Annotated in this window: 19 protein-coding genes; 7 read left to right on the top strand and 12 right to left on the bottom strand. The window is 63.8% G+C overall.

Annotation, left to right across the window (positions count from 1 at the left end; translation table 11 throughout):
* From ACYPYD_RS26785 to ACYPYD_RS26775, 3 genes are all read right to left on the bottom strand, one after another.
* Positions 1-636 carry a hypothetical protein gene (locus tag ACYPYD_RS26785; protein ID WP_459666780.1) on the bottom strand — a complete coding sequence of 212 codons (636 nt, stop codon included), beginning with the start codon at positions 634-636 and terminating at the stop codon, positions 1-3.
* A 393-nt stretch (positions 637-1029) separates the two neighbouring features.
* Positions 1030-2691 carry an RNA polymerase sigma factor RpoD gene (rpoD, locus tag ACYPYD_RS26780; protein WP_459666858.1) on the bottom strand — a complete coding sequence of 554 codons (1662 nt, stop codon included), beginning with the start codon at positions 2689-2691 and terminating at the stop codon, positions 1030-1032.
* Positions 2692-2721: 30 nt separating this feature from the next.
* Positions 2722-3114, bottom strand: a complete 393-nt coding sequence (locus ACYPYD_RS26775) for an RNA polymerase sigma factor region1.1 domain-containing protein (protein ID WP_459666777.1) — start codon at positions 3112-3114, stop codon at positions 2722-2724.
* 345 nt (positions 3115-3459) lie between these two features.
* On the opposite strand from ACYPYD_RS26775, the gene ACYPYD_RS26770 reads away from it, so the two are divergent.
* Positions 3460-4260, top strand: a complete 801-nt coding sequence (locus ACYPYD_RS26770) for a S1/P1 nuclease (RefSeq protein WP_459666774.1) — start codon at positions 3460-3462, stop codon at positions 4258-4260.
* 16 nt (positions 4261-4276) lie between these two features.
* On the opposite strand, the gene ACYPYD_RS26765 is transcribed toward ACYPYD_RS26770, so the two are convergent.
* The 4 genes from ACYPYD_RS26765 to ACYPYD_RS26750 form a co-directional block, all read right to left on the bottom strand.
* Positions 4277-5107: an aldo/keto reductase gene (locus ACYPYD_RS26765; protein WP_459666856.1), complete on the bottom strand. Its 831-nt coding sequence runs from the start codon at positions 5105-5107 to the stop codon at positions 4277-4279.
* 80 nt (positions 5108-5187) lie between these two features.
* Positions 5188-5751, bottom strand: a complete 564-nt coding sequence (locus ACYPYD_RS26760) for an alpha-ketoglutarate-dependent dioxygenase AlkB (RefSeq protein WP_459666771.1) — start codon at positions 5749-5751, stop codon at positions 5188-5190.
* Complete coding sequence (gene dinB / locus ACYPYD_RS26755; RefSeq protein WP_459666768.1) at positions 5748-6842, bottom strand: DNA polymerase IV; 1095 nt, start codon at positions 6840-6842, stop codon at positions 5748-5750. The genes ACYPYD_RS26760 and dinB overlap by 4 nt, the downstream gene beginning before the upstream one ends.
* Before the next feature lie 754 nt (positions 6843-7596).
* Entirely contained in the window at positions 7597-8607 is a 1011-nt protein-coding gene (locus tag ACYPYD_RS26750; RefSeq protein ID WP_459666766.1) for a LacI family DNA-binding transcriptional regulator, read from the bottom strand.
* A 145-nt stretch (positions 8608-8752) separates the two neighbouring features.
* Between ACYPYD_RS26750 and ACYPYD_RS26745 the strand changes: the two genes are divergently transcribed.
* A complete protein-coding gene (locus ACYPYD_RS26745) occupies positions 8753-9928 on the top strand; it encodes an MFS transporter (protein ID WP_459666764.1) in 1176 nt (391 codons plus the stop codon).
* On the opposite strand, the gene ACYPYD_RS26740 is transcribed toward ACYPYD_RS26745, so the two are convergent.
* Positions 9922-11016 carry a nucleoside hydrolase gene (locus tag ACYPYD_RS26740; RefSeq protein ID WP_459666761.1) on the bottom strand — a complete coding sequence of 365 codons (1095 nt, stop codon included), beginning with the start codon at positions 11014-11016 and terminating at the stop codon, positions 9922-9924. The genes ACYPYD_RS26745 and ACYPYD_RS26740 overlap by 7 nt on opposite strands.
* 251 nt (positions 11017-11267) lie before the next feature.
* Between ACYPYD_RS26740 and ACYPYD_RS26735 the strand changes: the two genes are divergently transcribed.
* Both ACYPYD_RS26735 and ACYPYD_RS26730 read left to right on the top strand, forming a co-directional pair.
* The gene (locus ACYPYD_RS26735) at positions 11268-14201 is read left to right on the top strand and encodes a TonB-dependent receptor domain-containing protein (RefSeq protein WP_459666758.1); all 2934 of its coding nucleotides are present in this window, start codon (positions 11268-11270) and stop codon (positions 14199-14201) included.
* 50 nt (positions 14202-14251) lie between these two features.
* Entirely contained in the window at positions 14252-15265 is a 1014-nt protein-coding gene (locus ACYPYD_RS26730; protein ID WP_459666755.1) for an esterase-like activity of phytase family protein, read from the top strand.
* A 22-nt stretch (positions 15266-15287) separates the two neighbouring features.
* Here ACYPYD_RS26730 and ACYPYD_RS26725 read toward each other — a convergent pair whose 3' ends face one another.
* Positions 15288-16250, bottom strand: a complete 963-nt coding sequence (locus ACYPYD_RS26725; RefSeq protein WP_459666854.1) for a nucleoside hydrolase — start codon at positions 16248-16250, stop codon at positions 15288-15290.
* A gap of 503 nt (positions 16251-16753) precedes the next feature.
* Entirely contained in the window at positions 16754-17017 is a 264-nt protein-coding gene (locus tag ACYPYD_RS26720; protein ID WP_459666752.1) for a hypothetical protein, read from the bottom strand.
* Positions 17018-17581: 564 nt separating this feature from the next.
* On the opposite strand from ACYPYD_RS26720, the gene ACYPYD_RS26715 reads away from it, so the two are divergent.
* The 3 genes from ACYPYD_RS26715 to ACYPYD_RS26705 all read left to right on the top strand — a co-directional run bounded on the left by ACYPYD_RS26715 (position 17582) and on the right by ACYPYD_RS26705 (position 21817).
* A complete protein-coding gene (locus tag ACYPYD_RS26715) occupies positions 17582-18565 on the top strand; it encodes a TetR/AcrR family transcriptional regulator (RefSeq protein WP_459666750.1) in 984 nt (327 codons plus the stop codon).
* Between the two features lie 127 nt (positions 18566-18692).
* Positions 18693-20978, top strand: coding sequence for a TonB-dependent receptor (locus ACYPYD_RS26710; RefSeq protein WP_459666747.1), 2286 nt, complete (start codon positions 18693-18695; stop codon positions 20976-20978).
* Between the two features lie 38 nt (positions 20979-21016).
* Positions 21017-21817: a hypothetical protein gene (locus tag ACYPYD_RS26705; protein WP_459666745.1), complete on the top strand. Its 801-nt coding sequence runs from the start codon at positions 21017-21019 to the stop codon at positions 21815-21817.
* 52 nt (positions 21818-21869) lie between these two features.
* On the opposite strand, the gene ACYPYD_RS26700 is transcribed toward ACYPYD_RS26705, so the two are convergent.
* Together ACYPYD_RS26700 and ACYPYD_RS26695 are read right to left on the bottom strand one after the other, a co-directional pair.
* Positions 21870-22355, bottom strand: a complete 486-nt coding sequence (locus tag ACYPYD_RS26700; RefSeq protein ID WP_459666743.1) for a tyrosine-protein phosphatase — start codon at positions 22353-22355, stop codon at positions 21870-21872.
* Positions 22355-22915, bottom strand: coding sequence for a tyrosine-protein phosphatase (locus tag ACYPYD_RS26695; RefSeq protein ID WP_459666742.1), 561 nt, complete (start codon positions 22913-22915; stop codon positions 22355-22357). Before ACYPYD_RS26695 ends, ACYPYD_RS26700 begins: the two co-directional genes overlap by 1 nt.
* Positions 22916-22929: the final 14 nt, after the last annotated feature.

Raw genomic sequence — 22929 nt, 5'->3', positions numbered from 1 at the left:
TCAGCACTTGATCACGCCAATGTGCTGAAGGTGAATATCTCCGGATCGGCAATCGAATGGGTCGGTGTAAGGATCGATCAAGGGACTCTGCGACGGTGGCCCCGGCGTAATCACCCATTCCCCGCACGCGACCTTGGCCTTGAGGAAGCCATAACCCAGGGCTGCGATCACCGTAACCGGATTGAACACGAAGATCACCAGCACCATCGTGTTGACGAGATAGATGTTCAGCCGATCATAGGGGATGGTGATCATCAACTCGAGGCCGATCCAGTAGAGCAGCGCCAGGGCAAGATAGAGTTTGGCATACCACGGGTGCCAGAACCAGTCGGCAGCACGCGGCGACGGCGGGGCCGCCTCTTCTGCCGGTTCGACGTGATCAACATCCTGCATGTGCAGAGCCTTTCCGAAGCGGAAGATAACACAACGACGCTTGGCGTGGAAACAGGACAAGACAGTGTTCAGTACGGGAACGCCGATACAAATTTCCCGCAAGGCGAGCTGCAGCCTTTCCCTCCCCCTCCACTTCGGACTTGCTCGCCATCCACGATCCCACATCACCTGCGCATCGACAGTGAAAGGCCAAGGCCATGAAAAGCCAACGCCCGCCTCCCGCCGCGCTTCCTGAACTTTCACCAAGTGCGAATGCCGCTATATTGCGTCTTGCCCGCCTTCTCGGCCGGCAGATAGCGCGTGAACAACACGAAGCGCGAAGGCAGCGGGAGAACCACGAAGACGTTCCCCCTGCACCCCATAAATAGCGACGCCGATCGGCCATGGGCCAAGGGAGGACATCATCCGGCCATGAGGCGTCCGATATGCAAGTTGGTCGTCGACACGTGCTCGCTTGCGGGACAAACGGTGTTCAGCCGCTATGGTCTCTGTCACGAGATCGCATCAAGACCGGCACGGCGCCCGCAGCTATGCGTCGCCGCGACCGAGTTGTCGCATCTCCACCCGCAAGATCTGTGACCTGAAACCGCCGAAGCCGGCGTAGAATTCGGGCGCGAATGTCAGTGCAAATACGCGTCAATCCAGGAACGCGCGCATCGCGCGCGACCGGCTCGGGTGTTTGAGCTTGCGCAGTGCCTTGGCCTCGATCTGGCGGATACGTTCGCGCGTCACCGAGAACTGCTGGCCGACTTCCTCCAGCGTGTGATCGGTGTTCATGCCGATGCCGAAGCGCATGCGCAGCACGCGCTCCTCACGCGGAGTGAGCGAGGCAAGCGTGCGGGTGATCATTTCCTTCAGATTGGCCTGGATCGCCGCATCGACCGGGATGACCGCGTTCTCGTCCCTGATGAAATCGCCCAGGTGGCTGTCTTCCTCGTCGCCCACGGGAGTTTCGAGCGAAACCGGCTCTTTCGCGATCTTGAGCACGCGTTTGACCTTGTCGAGCGGCATCGAGAGCTGTTCTGCCATCTCCTCGGGCGTGGGCTCGCGGCCATGCTCGTGCAGGAAGCGCCGGTTTGCCCGGACCAGCTTGTTGATCGTCTCGATCATGTGAACCGGGATGCGGATCGTGCGGGCCTGGTCCGCGATCGAACGGGTGATAGCCTGCCTGATCCACCAGGTCGCATAAGTCGAGAACTTGTAGCCGCGCCGGTACTCGAACTTGTCCACGGCCTTCATCAGCCCGATGTTGCCCTCCTGGATCAGGTCGAGGAACTGTAGTCCCCGGTTGAGGTACTTCTTGGCGATCGAGATCACCAGGCGCAGGTTCGCCTCGACCATCTCCTTCTTGGCGATACGCGCCTCGCGCTCGCCCTTCTGGACCATGTTGACGATGCGGCGAAACTCGGGGAGCGCCATGCCGATGGTCGCCGCGATTTCCGTGACCTCGTTACGGATACGCTCGGCGGGCTCGGCTTCGGCGGCGGCGAACGCAGCCCATTTCTTGTCCCTGCCTGCCATCTCGGCCACCCAGGTGTCATCCAGTTCACGGCCAACGTAGGCTTCAAGGAAATCGGCGCGCTTCACCTTGTGCCGCTCGACCAGCCGCAGCATCTGACCGCCCAGCGCCGTGAGACGGCGATTGGACACGTAGAGGTTGTCGATCAGCTGCTCGATCTTGACCGCATGGAACTTGACGGACTCGACCTGTGCGGTGAGTTCGGCTCGCAGCTGCTGGTACTGTTCCTCCTTCGCCTCGGGGAAAGTGATGCCAAGCCCTGCCGCCTCCATACGGCCTACCTGAAGCGCCTCGAAGCTGCGAAACAATTCGGCGATGAGCGCGAATTTCTCCAGCGCCCCTGGCATGAGCGCCGCTTCCATCTGCGCGAGGCTGATACCGCCCTCGTCCGCGTCCGCCTCTTCGGTTCGCGGGGTCGAGGCCGGATTGCCGTCTTCGTCCAGTTGACCGGCGTCCTGCTCTTCCGGCTCCTCTTCATCGCTGAAGGATGGGCCCGCGGTCTTCTCGCTGATCTCGCCGCCGTCTTCGGCTTCGCCGCCTTCGGCGAACGTCTCGGACTGCGGCTCCTTCGAAAGCATCGCGTCGAGATCGAGAATCTCGCGCAGTTGCATGTCTCCGGCATCGAGCGCGTCGGACCAGCGGATGATGGCATGGAACGTCAGCGGGCTTTCGCACAGGCCCTGGATCATCATGTCGCGGCCCGCTTCGATCCGCTTGGCAATAGCGGCCTCCCCCTCACGGGTGAGCATCTCCGCAGCGCCCATCTCGCGCAGGTACATGCGCACGGGATCATCCGTGCTGCCCAGGCTCTACGCCTTTTTCGGCTTCGGCCCGCGGCTTTCGAAGCCCGCTCCGTCGTCGGCGCCCCCGATATCATCATTGGCCACGTCGTCGCCCACATCGTTGCCAGGCGCCTGATCGTCGTCGCTCTCATCCTCGCGCGATAAGGCGCCCCCGGCGGGCGTATCGTCGGAATCCGGGTCATCCTCGTTCTCGACGATCCTGATACCCATCTCCGACATCGCCGCCATGACGTCCTCGATCTGGTCTGCGGTCATCTGGTCCTGCGGCAGGGCAAGGTTCAGCTCGTCGACGGTGATCGTGCCGCGACGCCTGGCATAGGCTATGAACTTGGCGACAGAGCCGCGGCTCGCATCGATAACCGGCGCTTCGAACTCTCCGCCGCGTTCATTCTTGCTCATGTCCAGGTCGTCAACTCGTCAGTAAGGCCTCGCCTCGCGAGGGCCTGATGGCAATTCGGGAGGTCCCCTTGCCGTACAAGCACGCCAAGTTCCAGCATCCTTTCCACGACTTCCTAAGCATTTTAGCCCTATTTATCGCGGCAGGAGAACACCCTGCGTCATTCCCGGCTTAGTGCACCGTTGGGTCCCGGTTTCGGAAATCTGCCGGCCGCGCGAGTGTTCCGAAACTGCCCCGCGCGAGAGCGTAATGTGAAACAATGCAGCCAAGTGGAACTGGCGGCCTCGCATCGATTAGAAGGAAGCTGGGGGGCTGTCCCCCGGCGTGCCGTGCTCTATGAAGCCATCATGCGCAAATCGATCCTTCTCGCCGCCTCGCTCGCCATCGCCACTCCCGCCCATGCCTGGGGACCGGTCGGTCACCGCATCACCGGGGCGATCGCCGACGAGAACCTGAGCGGCCTTGCCCGGGCCAATGTCCGCCTGCTGCTCGGAACCGAGGATCTCGCCGAAGCGGCAACCTGGCCCGATGACATGAAGTCCGATCCCGACGTCTTCTGGCAGAAGCAGGCCAGCCCCTGGCACTACGTGACCGTCGCCGGCGAGGACTACAAGGCATCCGACGGGCCAGCCGCTGGGGACGCGATGACCGCGCTGTCGCGTTTCACCGCTACCCTGCGCGATCCCAAGTCCACGCCCGACGACAAGCGCCTGGCGCTTCGTTTCATCGTCCATATCATCGGCGACCTGCATCAGCCGCTCCATGCCGGGACCGGTACTGATCGCGGCGGCAATACGGTCTCGGTCACTTGGTTCGGCAGGCCGACCAATCTCCACTCGGTGTGGGATTCGGCGCTCATCGAGCAGCGCTCGCTGTCCTATTCCGAGTACGCCGCCTGGCTGTCGCGATCGATCACACCGGCCGATGTCATCGCCTGGAACGAGCGCGAACCAGCGGTATGGATCCACGAGAGCATCGCCCTGCGCAAGACGATCTACCCTGCAGATCCGGCACTCTCGTGGGATTACGCGTATGCCCACCGCACCGAGATCGACGATCGCCTGAAACGCGCAGGCGTTCGCATCGCCGCCTATCTAAACTGGGTGTTCGAAACGCCTCTGCCCGCCAGGACGACCGCGAAACGGTAGAAGGCGCGAAGCAAGCCTAGAGCATCTCGAGCCGGCTGCGCTTTACGGGGGGCGGGAAAGCGTGCTCGAGCGCCGCGAGATCGCCTTGCGTCAGAACCAGATCCACAGCGGCGCGGTTCTCTTGAACATGCGCGATCGAGGCTGCTTTGGGAATGGGCAGGACGCCCGGCCTTGTCATCAGCCACGCGAGGGCGACCTGCGCCGCACTGGCGCCGTGCCGCAATGCCACCTCGCGCAGCACCGTATGGCCGAGCAGTCTTCCCTGCTCGACCGGACTGTAGGCCATGACGGGAATACGGCGGCGCTCGAGCCATGGGATCAGTTCGAACTCGGGGCCGCGCCGTGCGAGATTGTAGAGGATCTGGTTCGCGGCGCAGGCTTCGCCGCCGGCGGCCGCAAGATCCTCCATGTCTTCGGTATCGAGATTGCTGACGCCCCAGCGCGCTACAAGGCCTGCGGCAACCAGTTCCTCCATGGCCTCCACCGTTTCGGCGAAGGCAACATTGCCGCGCCAGTGCAGGAGGTAGAGGTCGAGCCGATCGGTTCCGAGGCGTTTCAGGCTCGCCTCGCAGGCTCGGCGCAGCCGCCTCCCGGATGCATTCTGCGGATAGGCCTTGCTGACAAGGAAGACCGCCTCGCGCCGCCCGGCTATCGCCTCGCCGACCACCCGCTCGGCCTCACCATCGGCATACATCTCGGCGGTGTCAATCAGGGTCAGGCCAAGTTCGATGCCTTCCTGCAAGGCCGCGGCCTCGGCCGCGCGGCGATCGGGGCTCTCGCCCATCATCCAGGTGCCCTGCCCCAATGCGGGAACGCTCATGCCATCGGCGAACGAAATCATTTTCATGGTAGAGGCAATACCTCGCAGGCACCCGGGTTCGCACGTCAAAATATAGGGGCCGGATCCAGAAATCTCACCCCGCCGATTCAACGCCTTTTCGTAAGGCTCCGGAATGTCATCGACCAGCGTGGCCGCGCCATTTCGGCGATGCTGTGCTCCCATTCGCGCCGGGCTACACCGCTCATGTGGTAGATGCCGCGGGGGCTCAGAGGTTCCGATGCCCGTTCGAAACCATCGCCCCGCCGGCGCCGGAACCGCATCGTCGCCGCCTCGCCCAGTGATATGCCCACGACGTGTTCATAGATCGGGCGATCGCGGTGCCAGCCGATCCCTGCGCCGGGATCGTAGCGGATCAGCAGGGCCTGAATCATCTCGTCGGGCTCGAGCCCCGCAAATATCGCCGCCCGGTCACGAAAGGGCGCCAGCCAGTCGGGGATCGGCGGAGCTTGCCTCGTCCGCCCCAGATCGAAATCGTAGTTCCAGCCGAACGACGTCGTCAGCCGCTTGCCGGTCCAGCCCTGGAAGCGAAACGGCGTGAGATCGCTCGCATCGATATGCGCGATCAGCATCCGTTCCTCGGCCGCATCGATGATGTCGCTACGCAGGGCCAGTCCCGGCAGCACGGGCGCGTCGAACAGATCGAGCATCATGCCGCCTGTCCTTCGCGAAACATCGGCAGTTCGACTTCTCCGGTGGCAGGCGCGTCGGTGAAGTTTGAGACCGTCACGCCGACCAGGCGGATACCTTTGGCGACGGGGAAGACCGAACGGACAAGGTCGAGCGCGGACTGGCGGAAGGCATCGCGCGTCGTCACCGCGCCCGTCTGACTTCGGCTTCGCGTGATCTGCCTAAAGTCGCCATACTTGATCTTCACCGTCACCGTGCGACCGAATGAGCGGCGGCTTTCGCACCAGTTCCAGACGTCCTCAGCCATTCGCAACACCCCGGCCTCGATCTCGGCCGGGTCGGTGAGGTCATGGTCGAAGGTCGTCTCCGACCCCGACGACTTGCGAACCCGATCCGGGTTCACCGGCCGGTCGTCCTGCCCGCGCGATATCGCATAATACCAGCCGGCCGAGCTGCCGAAATGCCGCTGGAGAAACTCGAAGGACTTCGCCCTGAGATCCGCGCCGGTGGCGATCCCCAGCCGCTTCATCTTGTCCGCCGTCACCGGCCCGACGCCGTGGAACCGGCTGACCGGCAGGGCCTCGATCCAGGCCGGCCCCATATCGGGCGTCACCGCGAACTGGCCGTTGGGCTTGCGGTGATCGGACGCAAGCTTTGCGAGAAACTTGTTGTAGGAAATACCTGCCGAGGCCGTCAGGCCGGTTTCTTCCAGAATAGCCGCGCGGATCTGCTTCGCTGTGCGCCATGCCGTCTCGATCCCCCGCCGGTTTGCGGTGACGTCGAGATAGGCCTCGTCCAGTGACAACGGCTGGATGAGGTCGGTGTAGCGCGCGAAGACCTCGTGGATCCGGCGCGACACCTCCTGGTAGACATCGAACCGCGGCGGGACGAACACGAGGTCCGGACACCGGCGCATCGCCGTGACCGACGGCAGGGCCGAGCGGACTCCGAACTTGCGGGCTTCATAGCTCGCCGCCGCCACGACGCCCCGGGCCGCGGCATATCCGACGGCGACCGGGCGACCGCGTAAGGAGGGGTCGTCGCGTTGCTCGACGGACGCGAAGAAGGCATCCATGTCTACGTGAATGATCTTCCGGACTTCGGTATCGGCCATGCGCCGGGCATATCACAGCTGGAACGTAATGAGAACATCATGCCGGGTCATCGTCGGATTTGCGCGATCGGTCAGGCCGAAGAGCATGGGAAAAGCAAAAAATCGGCCTGCCGAGACCTGGGGGCGAAAATCCGAGACCGAATGACCGCAAATGGTAGCATGCGGCGAAATCTGCAACTTTGTGCTCGCTCCAACTTTAAGTGTCGGGGCCGGGAATCTGAACTTAGTGCTCGGTCCGGTCTCGAGAATTTACCGAGGAAGGCGGAAGTTCCCATGCGGTTGGACGGCTGTTTCGGGCGCTGTGACTCGGACCAAGCAGTTAGTCCGGTCAGGAGGAGGCGCTCGGCCAAGCCGAAATTGATGGCACATATTCCTTGGCGGCCGCCCCTCTCAATATCTCGAACACGCGCGGCGACGACTGCTACGCGCTCGAACCTGCCATTAACAAATCCAATGTCGATGAGTGAAAAGCTTCTCTCGGCCTAGCCTGGCTTGCGGAGTCAGCGAACGGCTTTATTTAGCCAGCAAAGCCTTGAATGAACATTTAGCCAGCAAAGCCTTGAATGAACGGTGCGCTTGCGCTTGGGCACCGCACCAATCCCGAGATCGGCGCGGCTCATGCCGAACTTGGCGTTCCAATACGAGACCGTCGAGTGTCTAACGCAATCGAAAGTGCTCGTTCCTTCTGCTGGCCCTGAGCGACAAACTCTTCGGTACTTCGTGAACCATGGCAGGTGGCTCGGAGAGCCATTCATCACGGTGCTTTGCCGATGGTAAATCGATCAACCCGATTCCCGGTCGACTCCCGCTCGATGAAACAGACTTCCAGCGTCACGCGCTTCGCCGGTCTTTCCGGATCCTTGATCCTGGCCAGGAGCAGATCAACCGCTTCCTTTCCTAATTCTTCGAGTGGCTGCCTCACGGTGCTGATCCCGGGGAAAGTGACGGAGCAGAACGGCAGGTCGTCATGGCCGATAATCGCCACATCGTCTGGAACCGCGAGGCCTGCCTCGCGTGCTGCGTAAAGGGCGCCGAGCGCCATGAGGTCGTCACAGCATACGATGACATCGGCCTCGGCTCCCCGGATCGCCGCCACCGCCTCGTCCGTCAGACGCATGTCGAACGGGTGACGCACCTCCCAGGCGACAGGTATCATCCCGGCAACGAACTCCAGGAAGGAATCCCTGCGCTGCTGTGCCACGGAAATGTCCTGCGGGCCGGATATCAGGCCAATCGAACGGTAACCAGCCCGCAGCACATGATCCGCGACCAGCTTACCGCTCAGACGGTAGTCTGCGACGACATTGTCGCGGCCGGGCAGCCAATGGTCGATGACCACGACCGGCTTGGACACCGAGCTCCCTGCTATCACATCCTCGGACGTCGCCGGGCACCACAGGATGCCGTCGACGCCCGCGAACTCGACCTGCTCGATCCGCTCCCGCTCGTCTTCTCCATCGCCGGTATCGACGAGCAGCATGGCATATCCGGCCTCGCGCGCGGCCTCGGATATGGCCTGCGCGAGTTGGGGATAATAGGGATTGCGCAAGTCGGGCGTGACGAACGCCAGCGTGCCGGATCTCCCGGTCCGAGTGGCCTGCGCGGCACGGTTCGGCCGATATCCGAGATCCTTTACGGTCTTGAGCACGCGCCGACGCACATCGTTACTGACGCCGGGACGATCGTTCAGGCTGTTCGAGACCGTTCCGATTGAGACGCCTGCCTTGCGAGCGACGTCCCTGATCGTGATGCGCGGCTGCTTCACCGTGTAATTGATCCTCGCTGGCTCCCGCGCGCTTCGGCGGAAGAACTCTCTTCACGATAGGGGCCGCCGCATGCATTAGACAAGCGCAACCCGCCCGAAAGCGGGGCGACGAACTGCATTGATCTTAAAATGACCGGATCGACCGATGGCGACAGCGACACAGGCAGGCGATGGACGGGTACGTGGCCTATCGCTGGTCTACCCGGCATACTACGGTTACCTGGGCATCGTGACGCCCTACATGCCGCTCTGGCTCGCGGATCGCGGGTTCGCGGGACCCGCAATCGCATTCGCCGGGGCAATCGTGATGATGGCGACGACTTTCGGGCAACTGGCGCTTCCAAGCACGGCGCTCAGGCTCGGACTCCGCCGATTGACGATTTTTGTCGCCTTGCTGGCGATGCTCCTTACGGCAGCGATGGGAGCGGCCCATGCGCAAGGCTCGATCCTCGTGCTGGCCGCCGCGTCGGGCGTCTTCTGCGGTGCTCTGCTGCCGTTGCTGGACGGAATGGTGCTTTCGTTTCCGGACACGAACTGGGGGAGACTGCGTGCCTGCGGCTCCCTCGGCTTCGCTGCCTCCGGCATCGCGTGCGGATTTGCTATCGACAGGTTCGGCGCATGGACGGTGATCGCGGCCGAGACGTTCATGCTGGGCCTCGTTCTGTGGGGAAGCGCCGGGGTTCGTTCGGCGTTAGCGCACGTCGCCGCCACGACCGATCTTTCGCCCCGGCGCGGTCTTGGCGTTCTCGTCGTACGCAAGGATGTATGGCTGCTGATGCTGGCGGTCGCGCTCGTCAATTCCGGCCACGCCTATTACTACACTTTCGCCAACCTCCACTGGATGGCCGTCTACGGTGCCAGTGCGAGTTCGGTCGGCCTGCTCTGGGCCATCGGCGTCGGAGCGGAGGTGGCGGTGCTGGCCTTCTGCAGCGGCTCCGCCGATGTGCCGCCTTCTCTTCAGCGATCGGTGAAGCTGCTGCTTGCCGGAGCGGCCGCAGGGGTACTGCGGTGGTCGATCAGCGCTCTGGACCCGCCCTTCGGCGCCCTGCTGGCCGCTCAGTTGCTGCACGGTTTCACGTTCGGTGCGACCATGGCGGGCGGCATGCAGGCCTTGCGGACGATCGTGGCACCAAACCAGTTGCCTGCAGCCCTCGGCCTGTTCGCGGGGTTGGTGCATGGTATTCTCATCGGTAGCGTGACGCTGCTGATCGGCCGCTGGTCGGGGCCGGCCGACACCGGCGGCTTCTGGTTCATGGCCATCGTCTGCCTGCTGGGAGGCGCATTCGCCGCGCAGTTCGGCAGGGTAGCCCGCCGTCAGTGATCTCGCCGCGGAGAAACCGGGCGCGATAGACCCGCGAGGTAGAGATCGATCAGCCGCGCCGAATCCACCCGCGTCACGATCGTCGCCGGACGATAACCCAACGGCACGACATCGCGCGCCTCGACCGGCCACGTCCGCGTCCGTCCGTAAGTCGCATCGTGATCGACCGACACCGCCACGAAAGCCCGGACGGAATCACGCACGACCGCAGGATCGACGATCAGCGCCGCGCCAAGCTCAGACCATAGCGGCATCCCCACCGAGGCATTGTCGGTGGCATAGCGCCCTCCCGGAGTTTCGATCTTCGCCATACGGGCCCTGAGCGCAGGCGTCAGCTCGGTATGATCGGAAGCCTGCCCGAGCAACACCAGTTCGCGCCAGGGAGCCGTCGTCACCACATCGGCCGCCTCCGGATCGAACAGGAAGTTGAACTCCGCCGCCCGGCTGCCATCGTCATGGGCCGATATCGCGGAACTGCCCTGGACGATGATCCGGCGCACGAGCCCCGCGAACTCGGGATCCTGCCGGACCGCAAGGGCAATGTTGGTCAGCGGCCCCTCGGCGTAGATCGTGACTTGTCCGGGATGGCGATGCACGGCATCGATCATGAAAGCGATCGCGCTCTGCGACTGGGGCTTAAGCCTTGGCATGCCGTCCGCCGGGGCCGTGATCCGAAAGGGGTCTTCGGCGTGGGCGGCGGCATCGCGCGCGATATCGTTCCAGGCCCCGCTCCAGTAGGTCTTGCCATAGCGGCTTTCCCACTGCGCATGCCGCGCCGCGCTGTTCACCAGCGGCAGCACTGCGCCGTTGTAGACCGGGATATCCACCGCACCCACGATCTCAAGGAAACGCAACAGGCTCGCCACGCCCTCGTCCCGCCAGCAATCGCCGCTGGTGGCGGTCAGCCCGAGCACCCGGACGTTCGGATCTGCCAGCAGCATGAGCAGGGCAGGCTGCGATACGTAGCCGGAGCCGTGTGTGCCGAGGCTCCAGTCATTGTCATATATGACGTATTCCGGGGCCGATTTTGGCAACGAGGTGCCGGCCTGCGCCGCAGCGATCGCCGGCTGGCACGATGCCGCCAGCAAGGTTAGGAAAATTCTTATAAAACGATTCATATGATTTTCCGAGCGACTGTGATGAGGAAATGCTGAGAATTACCGCTATGTCAGATTTTCCACCGTCATCATATTGACTAAATCGTTTTTTATGACACCCCTGTTTGAAGGGATTGGCACGGTGAAGTCGGAGATTCTCGACCCGCCGGGCATCAGGCAGAATCGGGCCGCGCGAGCTTCGATCACGCCGAGAGGGGCCTGAAGCTCATGAGGGGTAGATTATGACTGTTCGCGCATGCCTGTTTTCATCTGTCGCACTTGGCGCCGCTCTGAGCGCCATTGTACCTGCCGCTGGCCACGCGCAGGGCGTCCCAGCCGATAGCGAGATATCCAATGACATCGTCGTCACCGGCAGCCGCGTCCGCTCGCCTGCGGTGACCGGCGGACCTCTGGTTGCCGTCGACGAGGCCTCCATCGCACTGCAGGGGATGCCCACTGCCGATACCCTGCTCAATGCGCTGCCGCAGGTCTCGGGCAGCAATACGGCCGGGCAGTCGACGTTCGGAACGCCCGGCATCGCCACCGTGAACCTGCGCAAGCTGGGGCCCAGCCGCACTCTGGTTCTAATCGACGGCCGCCGCCTCATGCCGGGCGATCCGACGCTTCCGGTCGCCGACCTCAACTTCATTCCCACCGCGCTCGTTACTTCGGTGGAGACACTCACGGGCGGCGCCTCGACCGCCTACGGGTCGGATGCCGTAGCCGGCGTGGTCAACTTCAAGCTGCGGCGCGACCTGGAGGGCCTCCGCCTCGACTATCAGGTCAGCGCCTACCAGACCCAGAACGACAACAAGGGGGCACAGGACAAGCTGCGCGCCTTCGGCGTCGAAGTGCCCGAGGCTGGATGGGACGGCTGGACCCACGACGTCAATCTGGCGGCGGGCCACAACTTCGCCGATGGCCGGGGGAATGTCAGCGCATACTTCGGCTACCGCAATGCCCAGCCCGTCGGCGCGATCGACCGGGATTTCGCCGCCTGCGGCATCGGCACGGTGAGCGGTGCCTCGCCGTTCGATACGCATGTCTGCACCGGTTCGGGCACCAACGCCTATGGGCGTTTCCGCACTGGCGGCACCGGAGGCGGCCTTGCCGCGAACCCGGACGGGACGACGACCTTCGTGCCCTATACCGGCGCGCTGGCCTACAACTCGGCCAAGGAGAACTACCTCCAGCGGCAGGATGAGCGCTACACGGCCGGCCTGCTGGCGCATTATGAGGTCAGCGATGCGATCGAACTCTATACCGACGTGATGTTCATGCAGGACACCACCCGGGCACAGATCGCCCCGGCCGGGATCGTCGGCAACCGCACTTACACCATCAACTGCGACAACCCGCTGCTGAGCGCTTCGCAGGCGACTGCCCTGTGCGGCGCCAATGCCGGGAGTGCAACCGCCGTATGGTCGGGCACAATCGCCAAGCGCCTCGAGGTCGCGGGTCGCCAGCGGTATTACGACGTGCGGCACCGCCAGTGGCGGGGGATCGTTGGCGCTCGCGGAACTTTCGCGCCGGGGTGGAGCTACGACGTCTATGGTCAGTACGGCCGCGTCGAATACGCCAATGATGCAACGAACGACGTTTCCGTCAGCCGGGTGCAGGACGCCCTCCTGGCGCGCAATGTGGGCGGGACGGTACAGTGCATCTCCGGCAACTCGGGTTGCTCACCACTGAACATTTTCCAGCTCGGTCAGGTATCGCCCGAGGCCGCCGATTACGTCTTCGCCAGCGGCCGCACGACCGGCCGGGTAACCCAGAAGGTCGCCGCCGCCACAATCAACGGCGATCTCGGCACGATCGGCATCGCCAGCCCGCTCGCACGCGATCCGGTCGCGGTGGCTTTCGGTGTCGAGTACCGGGAGGATACGATCCACCTCTCCCCCTCGGCCAACCTGCTGAGCGGCGACCTTGCCGGTTTCGGCGCCACCGCCCCGGCGCAGGGCAGTACCAACGTCAAGGAAGGCTTCGTCGAACTCGTCGCCCCGCTCGCGGGTGACATGCCGTTCATCCACCGCCTGACCTTCAACGCCGGCTATCGCCATTCGAGCTACAACTACGCCGGAGAGGCGGACACCTTCAAGCTCGGCCTCGACTGGTCGCCCAGTCCCGACCTGACCTTGCGCGGCGGCTTCAACCGGGCCATCCGCGCGCCCAACGTGGTCGAACTGTTCGCCCCGCAGGCACTGTCCTCCGCCTCGATCACCGACGTCTGCGCGGGCACCTCGCCCACGGGCAGCCAGGCGCAATGCAGCAACACCGGCGTCACCGCCGCTCAGTACGGCACCATCGCCGAGTGCGCCTCCAACTTCTGCACGACGCTGACCGGCGGCAACCTTGCGCTGCGCCCCGAAACTGCCGACACCTGGACCATGGGGCTGGTTCTTGCCCCGCGCTTCGCCCGCTCGCTGGTTCTCACGGTCGACTACTACGACATCAAGGTCCGCAACCTGATCGGTACCGTGGCACCGACGCTAGCCTATTCGCAGTGCCTGAACAACGCCGATCCGTTCTTCTGCTCGCTGATCCGGCGTGACGCCAACGGCAGCCTTGCGACGACGGGCGGTTACATCGCCGCCACCAATGTCAACACCGGCTATCTCAAGTCGAGCGGTATCGATGCCACTCTGGCCTACGGCACCGATATCGGTGCGGCCGGCAGGCTGCTGTTCGACGCCAACGGCACCTGGACGCGGGACCGCAGCATCTCGCCTCTGCCCGGTCAGGCATCCTACGACTGCGCGGGACTGTTCGGCCCGACCTGCGGCTCGCCGACGCCAAAATGGCGCCACGTCGCCCGCCTGAGCTATCAGACCCCCGGCAACGCCACGGTCTCGCTGGCCTGGCGCTTCGTCGGCGGCTCGAAGGTCGACATCAACGACGGCAACCCGGTGTTCAGCGGCGCGACAGGCGGCGCCCGCGATATCGCCGACGCTCGCATCGGCGCAGTGAGCTACTTCGACCTGACCGCCAGCGTACCCGTCGCCGATGGCGATTTCGTGCTGCGCTTCGGCGTACGCAACATCGCCGACCGCGATCCCCCGATCGTTGACAACTTCAACCTCGGCGTGAACGCGGATTACGGCAACGGGAATACCTTCCCCGCCCTGTACGACACCCTAGGCCGCACTGTGTTCCTGGGGCTGACCGCCAAGCTGTGAGGAAACGCGTGCCCGTTCGCATCGAAAATGCCGCAAGCGCAGGATGTATCTTGAGCGGACTGGTACTCCTCCTGTCGGCTTGCGCCATGCCGCACCCGCATTCCGGCGGCGTTACTGCCGGAATGCGGGTGCAGGTGGCCGCAAAGCCCGCGTCGATCGGCAACCTCGACCTGGGCGAGCACCTGCGCTTCATGGGTGCGGTGGACCTCACGTCGGACGACGTCCGGTTCGGCGGTTTATCCTCGCTGCGCTGGGCTGCCGGTCGTCTTCATAGCCTTAGCGATCAGGACGGAACATGGTATTCCTTCCGCCCGGTCGAACGCGGCGGCGTGCTGGTTGGAGTGGCCGAAGTCCGCTCCACCAGCCTTCAGGACAGCGACGGTGCCCCGCTGATGGGCAAGGTGCGCAGCGACGCCGAAGCGATCGACTTCGGCGATAGCCCGTGCCCGGCCGCTTCCTGCAAACCACAAGCGGTGCTCGTCACACTGGAGCGAGATCACCGGGTACTGCGCTATGCGATGCGCCGCGGCCTTCCGGCCGGCCCCCCCGAGCGGTTGCACGGGCTCGATACCTGGCTCTCTCGCCAGCCGGACAATGAGGGCATCGAATCCCTTGCCAGCGCCGATGGCGAGACCCTGCTCATCTCCGAGGGCCTGCGGGCACCGGACGGGCAGGCCAGCGCGATGCTTGTCCGTCCCGCGCTCGGCACCGGCGCGGTCGCGGCTAGCATACCGCTGTCCGTCTCGGCGCCCGGCGATCACCGGCCCAGCGACCTGGTGGCCCTCGGCGGCGGACGCTACATCATGCTGCGCCGGAGCTGGAGCGAGCGGCAGGGCTTTTCGGTGATGGTCGAGGAACTGGTGCTGTCCGAAAGCTCGGACGGCGTGCAAGCCCGGACGCGCCAACTCCATACATTCGCCCGGCCTGATATCTCCGAGAACTTCGAAGGCGTAGCAATCCGCCGCGAGGGCAACCGAACGTTCCTCTACATGATCGCGGACGACAATTTTGATCCGGGATCACGAACGATTCTCGCCAAGTTCGCTCTCGAAGGCTTGTCCTGAACTGTATCCTCGCATTGCGCCGTCAGCGCCCTGGCGCGAGGGAAGCGACGTATTGCCGCTCCAGCCTTTCCCAGTCGACCCCCTCGATCACGCGGACCCGGCGTGCGGTACGAGGCGGCGTGCGCCCCGCACTCCACACCCGTGCGCGCCCATAGAACAAGCCCTCGGCGATATCGACGTCCATCGCCAGATCGCGCGCGGCGGTGACGAGCGACGGGTCTGCGATGACCGCCGCGCCTACCGCATCCCATAACGGCATGCCGGGCGTCAATCGGCGCAAGGCGTAGGCCGACAACACCGTCTTTTGAGCATCGATGCGCGCAAGCAGATCCGGTGTCACTACGATCGCATCGGCAAGATCGCCGACCGAAATGATGCCGGGCCAGGGCGCGGACAGAACGATATGGGCGGCTTCGGGATCGAACGCAAAGTTGAAATCGGCATCACTTTCTCCTTCAGCGTCAAAGGCGCGGATGTGCCCACCATCAAATACCAATGCCTTCGCCAGCTTGGGGAATTCCGGATCCAGGCGAATTGCCAACGCAATGTTCGTCATCGGTCCCGCGGCGTATATCGTCACCTGATGCGGATGCTCCCGAACCATGCGGACAAGAAAGGCAGCCGCGCTTTGGGCCACGGCTTTCGTCTGCGTCGGCAAGGGGGCTGGAAGGCCATATGCATGCGGATCGTCGGGGTGATAGCGTCCCGACTCGTCCGCAGCGTTCCACGCCCCCTTCCGTGCCAGCGCGCCGCGCATAGGTTCCGCCGCAGCCATCCGATCCGGCGTGTTCATCAACGGATACATAGCCCCCGACGCGACGGGAATTTCTGTGCGGCCGATCACTTCCAGATCCGAGAGGGTCGCAAGGGTCGCCTCCTCGCTCCAGCAGTCGCCGGTCACCGTGGTGAGCGCGATCACGCGAACATTGGGCGCCGAGAGCAAAGGCAGCACCGGCGTGATCTCACAGAAGTCATTATCGAAAATAACGAGTTCCGGTGCGGCGCCCTTGGCTACTGCGACCGATGGAGAGGGCGCTGCTTACATGAGGACACCTGCCGCCATCGCTAACAGCCGGGCCATAGTGCTCGTAGCGAAAAAGTGGAATTCACGGTTTTACGCAACGAGTTCAACGAATTCGGACCAGGCAAAGTACCCCCCAAGCCTCGCATTCCAACACTACCAGTCGGCGCACTGTTCCGCGCGAACGGACCAGCCTCACTTGCGCTGAAACGTTTTAGTTCTTTTCTGGCGGCATATCAATGGATCAAGTCGTACGCCGGCTAGCAAACGCTCGGTAACCTCGGCTCGGATTTCCTCTTGGTGCAGATCGCAATGTGGTCGGCTGCGATGGGCAAGGCTGGGACATTTGCGACCGTCAGGTTAGGAGTGCAACAACATCGAAACCGGACCACCGCGCGAACGCAAAAATACTGCCCACGATCGCTGAGAATCTAGTTATTCTCAGTACCCAAGTGACTTTCGTCGCCTCAGGTGGCATCGTACGCCGGCATCATTCGAAGGTTCGCGAGGAAATGTTCTCGGGGGCTACGCTTGATGCTGCGCAAGTTCGCGGCGAATTGCACCAGCACGTGTCCGGCCAGAGAATTCTTCGTGGACGAAACGACAACGAGGCGATCAACTGCGAGCGGCCGCAGTATCAGATTGCCGGTATCGACCTCACTAGACAGCACGCCGATCTTGGCGCTTTCGCGCTCCTTTAGATCAATGTCGATCTGAGAGTACGCAGCCATCTAGTGCGCAAGCCGCTCCGGCAACAGCTCTGTGATAGAGGCTTGTGCGCGCGAATATTCTTATGAAAAACACGCATTCCCTTCATATACTGGCGGATATCGCGCCGCATCTGCGACGCTTGGTGTAGGATCGTGCGAAGATGATGAGCCAGCATCTCTCCGGCCTCCGCTGGCGTTATGCCAAAGCGACCACGATAAATAAGGGGGGCACTCGAGCTTTGCATATGAGCGCCATATCCGCAGCGGTGCAAGTTGCCGTCGTCAATGCGTTCCCTGCACAAAGCTGCTTTACGGAAATGGCCGTAGCTTCTGCCATTTCTCGCTGCTCGATAGTGTCTGGACTGCGTCGGCGATGCCTATATGCCATAAGGCATGAACTCCCAGAGCATACCCCGGACCCGCACGAAGCCTCCCGAGACCGAAAGCGTCGTTGATGCCGCCCGCTGTTTGATCGCAGCCAAGGGCGTGGTGGGCATGAGCCTGCGGACCGTCGCCGAAGCGGCAGACACATCCGTCGGCTCGATCAGCTATCGGATCGGTGATCGCGCGGCGCTGATAACGGCGGTGCTCGACCGCGAGATCGAACTGATGGCCGAAACGCGCGCGCAGTGGCGGGAGCGCGTCGGCGAAGTCGACGTGCTCGCCAGCGGTATTCTTCCTGATCTCGTCTGCGAATGGCTGGATCAGGGCGCGGGTCCACGCCGCACTTCGGCGATCGTAGCCTGCGAACTGGCGCTGCTGGCCAGTCGGGAGCCGCAGGCACTGCCCGCAATCGCCGCGCTGTTCGAACAGGCGGAGGGCCTGTGGCGCGACCTGCTGCCGGGGTCTGCTCGCGGCGAAACGCTGGCACGGCTTATCGCGAGGTTTTGTCTGGACGAGCAGGTGTTCTCCATCGTCCTGTCGGATGAGACGGACTATCGGCTGCTGCGCCATTCGACTGTGCGCGGTATGCTGCGCAGCGGTTCCGGCGCCATCGATCCGTCCTTAACCCAGTGGCACATGGCGCTGGTCGATCGCCTTGCCGTGCCGGCCGCGGCGGCCCTCGATGAGAAGGCGATCGTACCGCAGGGGACCAAAGCCGCCATCGCGGAACATATTGCCGACATCATCGTGCAGCAGGGTGTCGGCGCGTTGTCGCACCGCACGGTGGCGCAGGCGGCAGGCGCCGCGACGTCAAGCGTGGCGCATCACTTCCCGTCGCATCGCGACATTCTGTTCGCTGGTGTAGAAGCCGTCTATCGCCGCCTGCGCAGCCAGATCCATGCCAGCAGCGCGCGGCTGGGCAATGGCGACATCATCCGCCTGACTCACGAATGCGCGCTCGCCGCACTCGCCGATACCGCCTTCCGCCCCTTCGCCATCGATATGCGCCGCCGCCGTGCCGAGAATGTCCACCACCTCTATGCGCAATGGCTGGGCATTCCCGAGAATTCCGATCGCGCGCGGGTGCAGGCGATGGTCATCGCCTCGATCGGGGACGGCCTGCGCACTTTGGCCACCGACGCCGAATGGGCTGATATGCGTGAGCTGATCGGAACTCTCACCTGAGCAGTACAGATGTCTTTATAAAACACAAAACTAGGATAAAAATACCATACATTCGTCCTGAAAGAGTCATGAAGCGACCCTAGAGGCGCGTCCTGAAGATCCCCGATCAACACGACGGAGCCCTGCCATGTCTGCTTTCAACCGCCAGCGAACGATCCACCTTCTCTCCACCATCCTTGCCGGCACAGTCTTGCCGTTCTGGGCCGTTGCGGCGCAGGCCGAGGATGCGGCAACCGCCGACGACGCCCTTCCGGAAATCACCGTGACCGCCGAGCGTCGTGCGGAAAGCAGCCAGAAGGTGCCGCTGGCGATCCAGTCGATCGATGGCGAGACGCTGGCCAAGACCGGCTACACATCGGTCACTGACCTGCAGTACACGATGCCCGGCGTGCAGTACGACCCGACCCAGGGCGCCGCGTTTCAGATCCGCGGGGTCGGCAGCACCTCCTTCGACTTTTCCAACGCCAAGTCGGTGAGCGTCGTCGTCGATGACGTGGTGATGGACGGACAGCGGGCGAACGGCCTGACCGGGCTTGTCGATATCGAGCGCGTCGATGTGCTCATGGGTCCGCAGGGCACGCTGTTCGGCAAGAACGCGACCTCGGGCGTGATCGCCGTGACCACCACCCGTCCGAAGATCGGCGAATGGTCGCTGCGTGCCAGCGCCAGTTTCGGCGAGCATGACGAGCGCATCCTCAACGCCACCGCCAACTTGCCGCTCGGTTCGATCGCGGCCCTGCGCGTGTCCGGGTTCGACCAGGCCTTCGACGGGTTCGGGCGCAACGTCACGCTCGACCGCAAGGTCGGCTCGCAGCACGAATACGGTGGCCGCGCGCGCCTTTACCTGGAGCCGTCGGACAGCTTCAACCTGACGCTTTCCGGCGACTACGCCCATCACTGGGACAGCAGCGTGCGCACCCCGGTTTCCGGCCAGTCGGCAGCGTTGACCGCCATTCTCAATGAACTGGGCGTCTATCCCGGCCCCCGGAGCGCCGATACGGCAGACTCCTCGTTCGGCCAGATCGTCACCGAGGAATGGGGCACCTCGCTGCGCGCCAATGCCAAGCTGGGCGATCATGAGCTGACCTCGATCACCGCCTATCGCGTCACCGGCTACGACAATTCGACCCCGGCCAGCCTCGCGCCTTACGACCGCTATGCCTACATCCCGTTCAACCTCGGGGAACTGGATACCGACAAGTTCAGCCAGGAAATCCATCTCGCTTCGCCGACAGGCGGCATCGTGGAGTACCTTGTCGGCGCATTCTACAACCGCCTCCACGCTCGCCAGACCCAGCTGCAGTGGTCCACTGGCGGACAACCGCTGTACAATGCCGCAGGCACGCCGCTGCCGACGCTGATCGCGCTGACCGGGGCGATCGGGCAGGACGGCAACGCCTCGCTGTTCGACTCCGTGAACGAGACGATGGCGGCCTTCGGCCAGCTCAAGTTCAACCTGTCCTCACGCCTCGCCCTGACGCTGGGCGGGCGCTACACGCACGACAACAACTCGCAGAGCATCGACTATGTCACGATCAACCCGCTTGCGATCGCGGGCTATACGCCGAACTTCACCGCTTCCAGCGCGGCACCCGCGTACGATTTCGGCCGGGTGAAGGGCGACAACTTCTCGTTCCGCATCGCGCCGACGTATCAGCTTGCCGACAACGTCATGGTCTATGCGACCTACTCGACCGGCTACAAGCCGGCCGGCATCGCCTTCGTCGGCAACAAGTATGCACCGTATCAGGACGAGACCGTCAAGGCGTGGGAAGCGGGCATCAAGTCGGAATGGTTCGGCCGCCGCGTGCGGTTCAACCTCGATGCGTTCCGCTCCGACTTCAAGGACTTCCAGGCGACGATCCTGACCCAGATCCCCGACGGTTCGGGCGGCATGATAAACGCTACGGTCATCGGCAATGCCGGTGGCCTGCGCACGCAGGGCATCGAGGGCAGCCTGATCGTCCAGCCCATGCGGGGCCTGCAACTGTCGGGTGCGGTCACTTACACCGATGCCAAGTTCACCGACTATGTCTACAACGCGACCACGAACTACACGGGTTCGCGCCTGACGAATTCGCCCGAGTGGTCGGGCACCGCGGCCATCGACTACGATCACGAGTTCGGCTCCGGTCTGGGCCTGCGTGCCCATGCCGACTACGCCTATCGCAGCGAATACTGGACGGTGGTGGGCCAGCCCGCCTACTCGAACGTGCCGGGCTACGGCCTCGTCAACGGCCGTCTCAGCGTGACCCTGCCGGGCCGCCCGATCGAGATCGGCGTCTATGCACGCAACCTGTTTGACAAGTACTTCTCGACCGGGTGGCAGCAGTACGGCCCGCTGGGCCTGCTCCATTACACCTCGCCCAATGCGCGTCGCACGGTCGGCGGCTTCGTCAACGTCAGCTTCTGAGCCTTGCGAGCCTCGCACCGCATTTTATGGAGAGTTTCATGACCACCCGCCGCGCGCTTCTCGTCGGTGCGCCGACCACTCTGCTGGCCGCTCAGGCGGCATTCGCACCCTCCGCCCTTGCAGCGACGCTTGCGGGAGGCAGCAGCGATATCGATGCCCTCGAACGGCTCATGACCAGGACGCTGGATGGCGAACTGAGCGACCAGGCGATTGCGCGTCAGCTCGCGTCGTACATCACCGAGGCGGGCTTCCGCTGGGAATACCCCACTTTCGCAGTGCGCGAAGCGGACAGCGTGGTCGCCTACAGCTTCGGCTATCGATCGGCGACGGGCAAGGTCGATCCGAATACCGGGCTGTCGGACGGCGCGGAAACGCCCGAGCCGGGCCCGATCAACGCGATGCTCGCCGATGCCGTGCATGCCATCGCGCGGGTCCGCCCGGTGCGGGTCTATGCCCAGTGGGAAATCGCAGAAGTCCTGACCGGGAAGCACGGCATGAAGGACATCGTGCCCATCCATCCCGTCAAGGGGCCGGACGGCAAGACGATCTACCTCAGCACCGATGGCGTGGCCAAGGCCGTGGTCGCTCACGCCGGCTCTGCTCAAACCCTGGGCAAGGTGGCCGTCGTCGGGCATCGCGATCATGTGAAGCGCTGCGTGCTGGTTTCGCGCGACAACGGCATGGCCGCCGCCGTCGCGCGGGAAGTGCCGCTGCCGGTCGAGTACGATGCCCGGTCGGCTCAGCCATGGACCCGCCGCCGCGATGCCTATCTACTCAGCGATCTGATCGCGCAGCTTTCGATGACGCGCAACCGGGTCATCGGCGAACTGGCGGGCTGACTCAACGGGGGCAGGTGGAGGGCGTTGACCATCAGCCCTCCACCTGTTCTGGTCAGTCCAGCATCGTCTTGCGCAGCTTCGCGAAGTCCGCATCGGTGAAGCCGAGCGTGCGCAGATAGGCTTCCGAACCGCCGTACCGCTTGTCGAGGTAAGCGAAGAACTGCACGAGATGGGACTGGCCGCTTGGGGTATAGAGCGGTTCGGCCTTGCGCGGCTTGCCGTCCTCGGCGGCGACGTAGTACTTCAGGATCGGGTTGTTCGGGTAGTCCTTGGGATCGACCTTGGGCATCTCGAACTGCGGGCGGCGCAGGTCGGTGGATAGGTGATAGTCCTTGACGATCGTCTCGCGGTCGACGCCGAGCACGTCGTAGATCAGCGCCGTCGCCATGCCCGTGCGGTCCTGCCCGGCGGAGCAGTGATAGACGACCGCACCCTCGTCCGCGATGAGGCGGCGGAACAGCGAGCGGAACTGCGGCGCCAGCATCTTTTCCATGCCCGCGTACATGTTCTCACCGCCGCCCTGGGCCATCTTGGCCATCAGGGGTTTGAGCGAATAGTCGTTGGCGATGAACAGCGCGCCCACCTTGTCGTCGAGCTGTCGGGCGCTACCTCGCGCTCCTCGATGCTGCGCAGGTCGATGACGTTGCCGATGCCCAGCTGGTCGAGCAGTGCATAGTCGGCATCGGTCAGCAGCGGCATCGCGCCGGAGCGGAACGCCTTGTCCCACTTTACCGTATGTCCGTCCTTCGTGACGTAGCCGCCGACATCGCGGAAGTTGCTGCCCTGCTCCAGCGGCAGCGCCCGCTCGGCGACGACGGTGCGCGCCTGGCCGGACTTCCCTTCAAGGATCACGTAGCGGCGGTCGGTCGCGGCGATGGGCAGCGTGATCTTTCCGTCCTTGCTGGCGGTGGCGAAACGCTGGTCGCCCTTGTCCAGCACGGTGTCGGCGCTGATCCATACCGCGACGGGCGCGGTGTCTTCACGGTTCAGTTCGGCGGTCGCGGCGTCGATCCGCGTCAGCGTCGCCAGTTCGCGGGCGGATGCAGGCGCGGCCAGCGCAAGCACGATTAGGGCAGTGGTGGTGGCGATCGTTCGCATTGTCATTATCCCGG

It is taken from the genome of Novosphingobium sp. 11B (genome assembly GCF_054589055.1).
This window is presented reverse-complemented; position numbering and strand designations above follow the sequence as displayed.

Coding starts and splice junctions, on each gene's coding strand:
- ACYPYD_RS26765 (WP_459666856.1), bottom strand. CDS start 5,107: ATGAAAATGATTTCGTTCGCCGATGGCATGAGCGTTCCCGCATTGGGG.
- ACYPYD_RS26700 (WP_459666743.1), bottom strand. CDS start 22,355: ATGGCCAAGATGGCCCAGGGCGGCGGTGAGAACATGTACGCGGGCATG.
- ACYPYD_RS26760 (WP_459666771.1), bottom strand. CDS start 5,751: ATGATGCTCGATCTGTTCGACGCGCCCGTGCTGCCGGGACTGGCCCTG.
- ACYPYD_RS26775 (WP_459666777.1), bottom strand. CDS start 3,114: ATGAGCAAGAATGAACGCGGCGGAGAGTTCGAAGCGCCGGTTATCGAT.
- rpoD (WP_459666858.1), bottom strand. CDS start 2,691: ATGTACCTGCGCGAGATGGGCGCTGCGGAGATGCTCACCCGTGAGGGG.
- dinB (WP_459666768.1), bottom strand. CDS start 6,842: ATGGCCGATACCGAAGTCCGGAAGATCATTCACGTAGACATGGATGCC.
- ACYPYD_RS26745 (WP_459666764.1), top strand. CDS start 8,753: ATGGCGACAGCGACACAGGCAGGCGATGGACGGGTACGTGGCCTATCG.
- ACYPYD_RS26720 (WP_459666752.1), bottom strand. CDS start 17,017: ATGGCTGCGTACTCTCAGATCGACATTGATCTAAAGGAGCGCGAAAGC.
- ACYPYD_RS26695 (WP_459666742.1), bottom strand. CDS start 22,915: ATGCGAACGATCGCCACCACCACTGCCCTAATCGTGCTTGCGCTGGCC.
- ACYPYD_RS26710 (WP_459666747.1), top strand. CDS start 18,693: ATGTCTGCTTTCAACCGCCAGCGAACGATCCACCTTCTCTCCACCATC.
- ACYPYD_RS26735 (WP_459666758.1), top strand. CDS start 11,268: ATGACTGTTCGCGCATGCCTGTTTTCATCTGTCGCACTTGGCGCCGCT.
- ACYPYD_RS26770 (WP_459666774.1), top strand. CDS start 3,460: ATGCGCAAATCGATCCTTCTCGCCGCCTCGCTCGCCATCGCCACTCCC.
- ACYPYD_RS26705 (WP_459666745.1), top strand. CDS start 21,017: ATGACCACCCGCCGCGCGCTTCTCGTCGGTGCGCCGACCACTCTGCTG.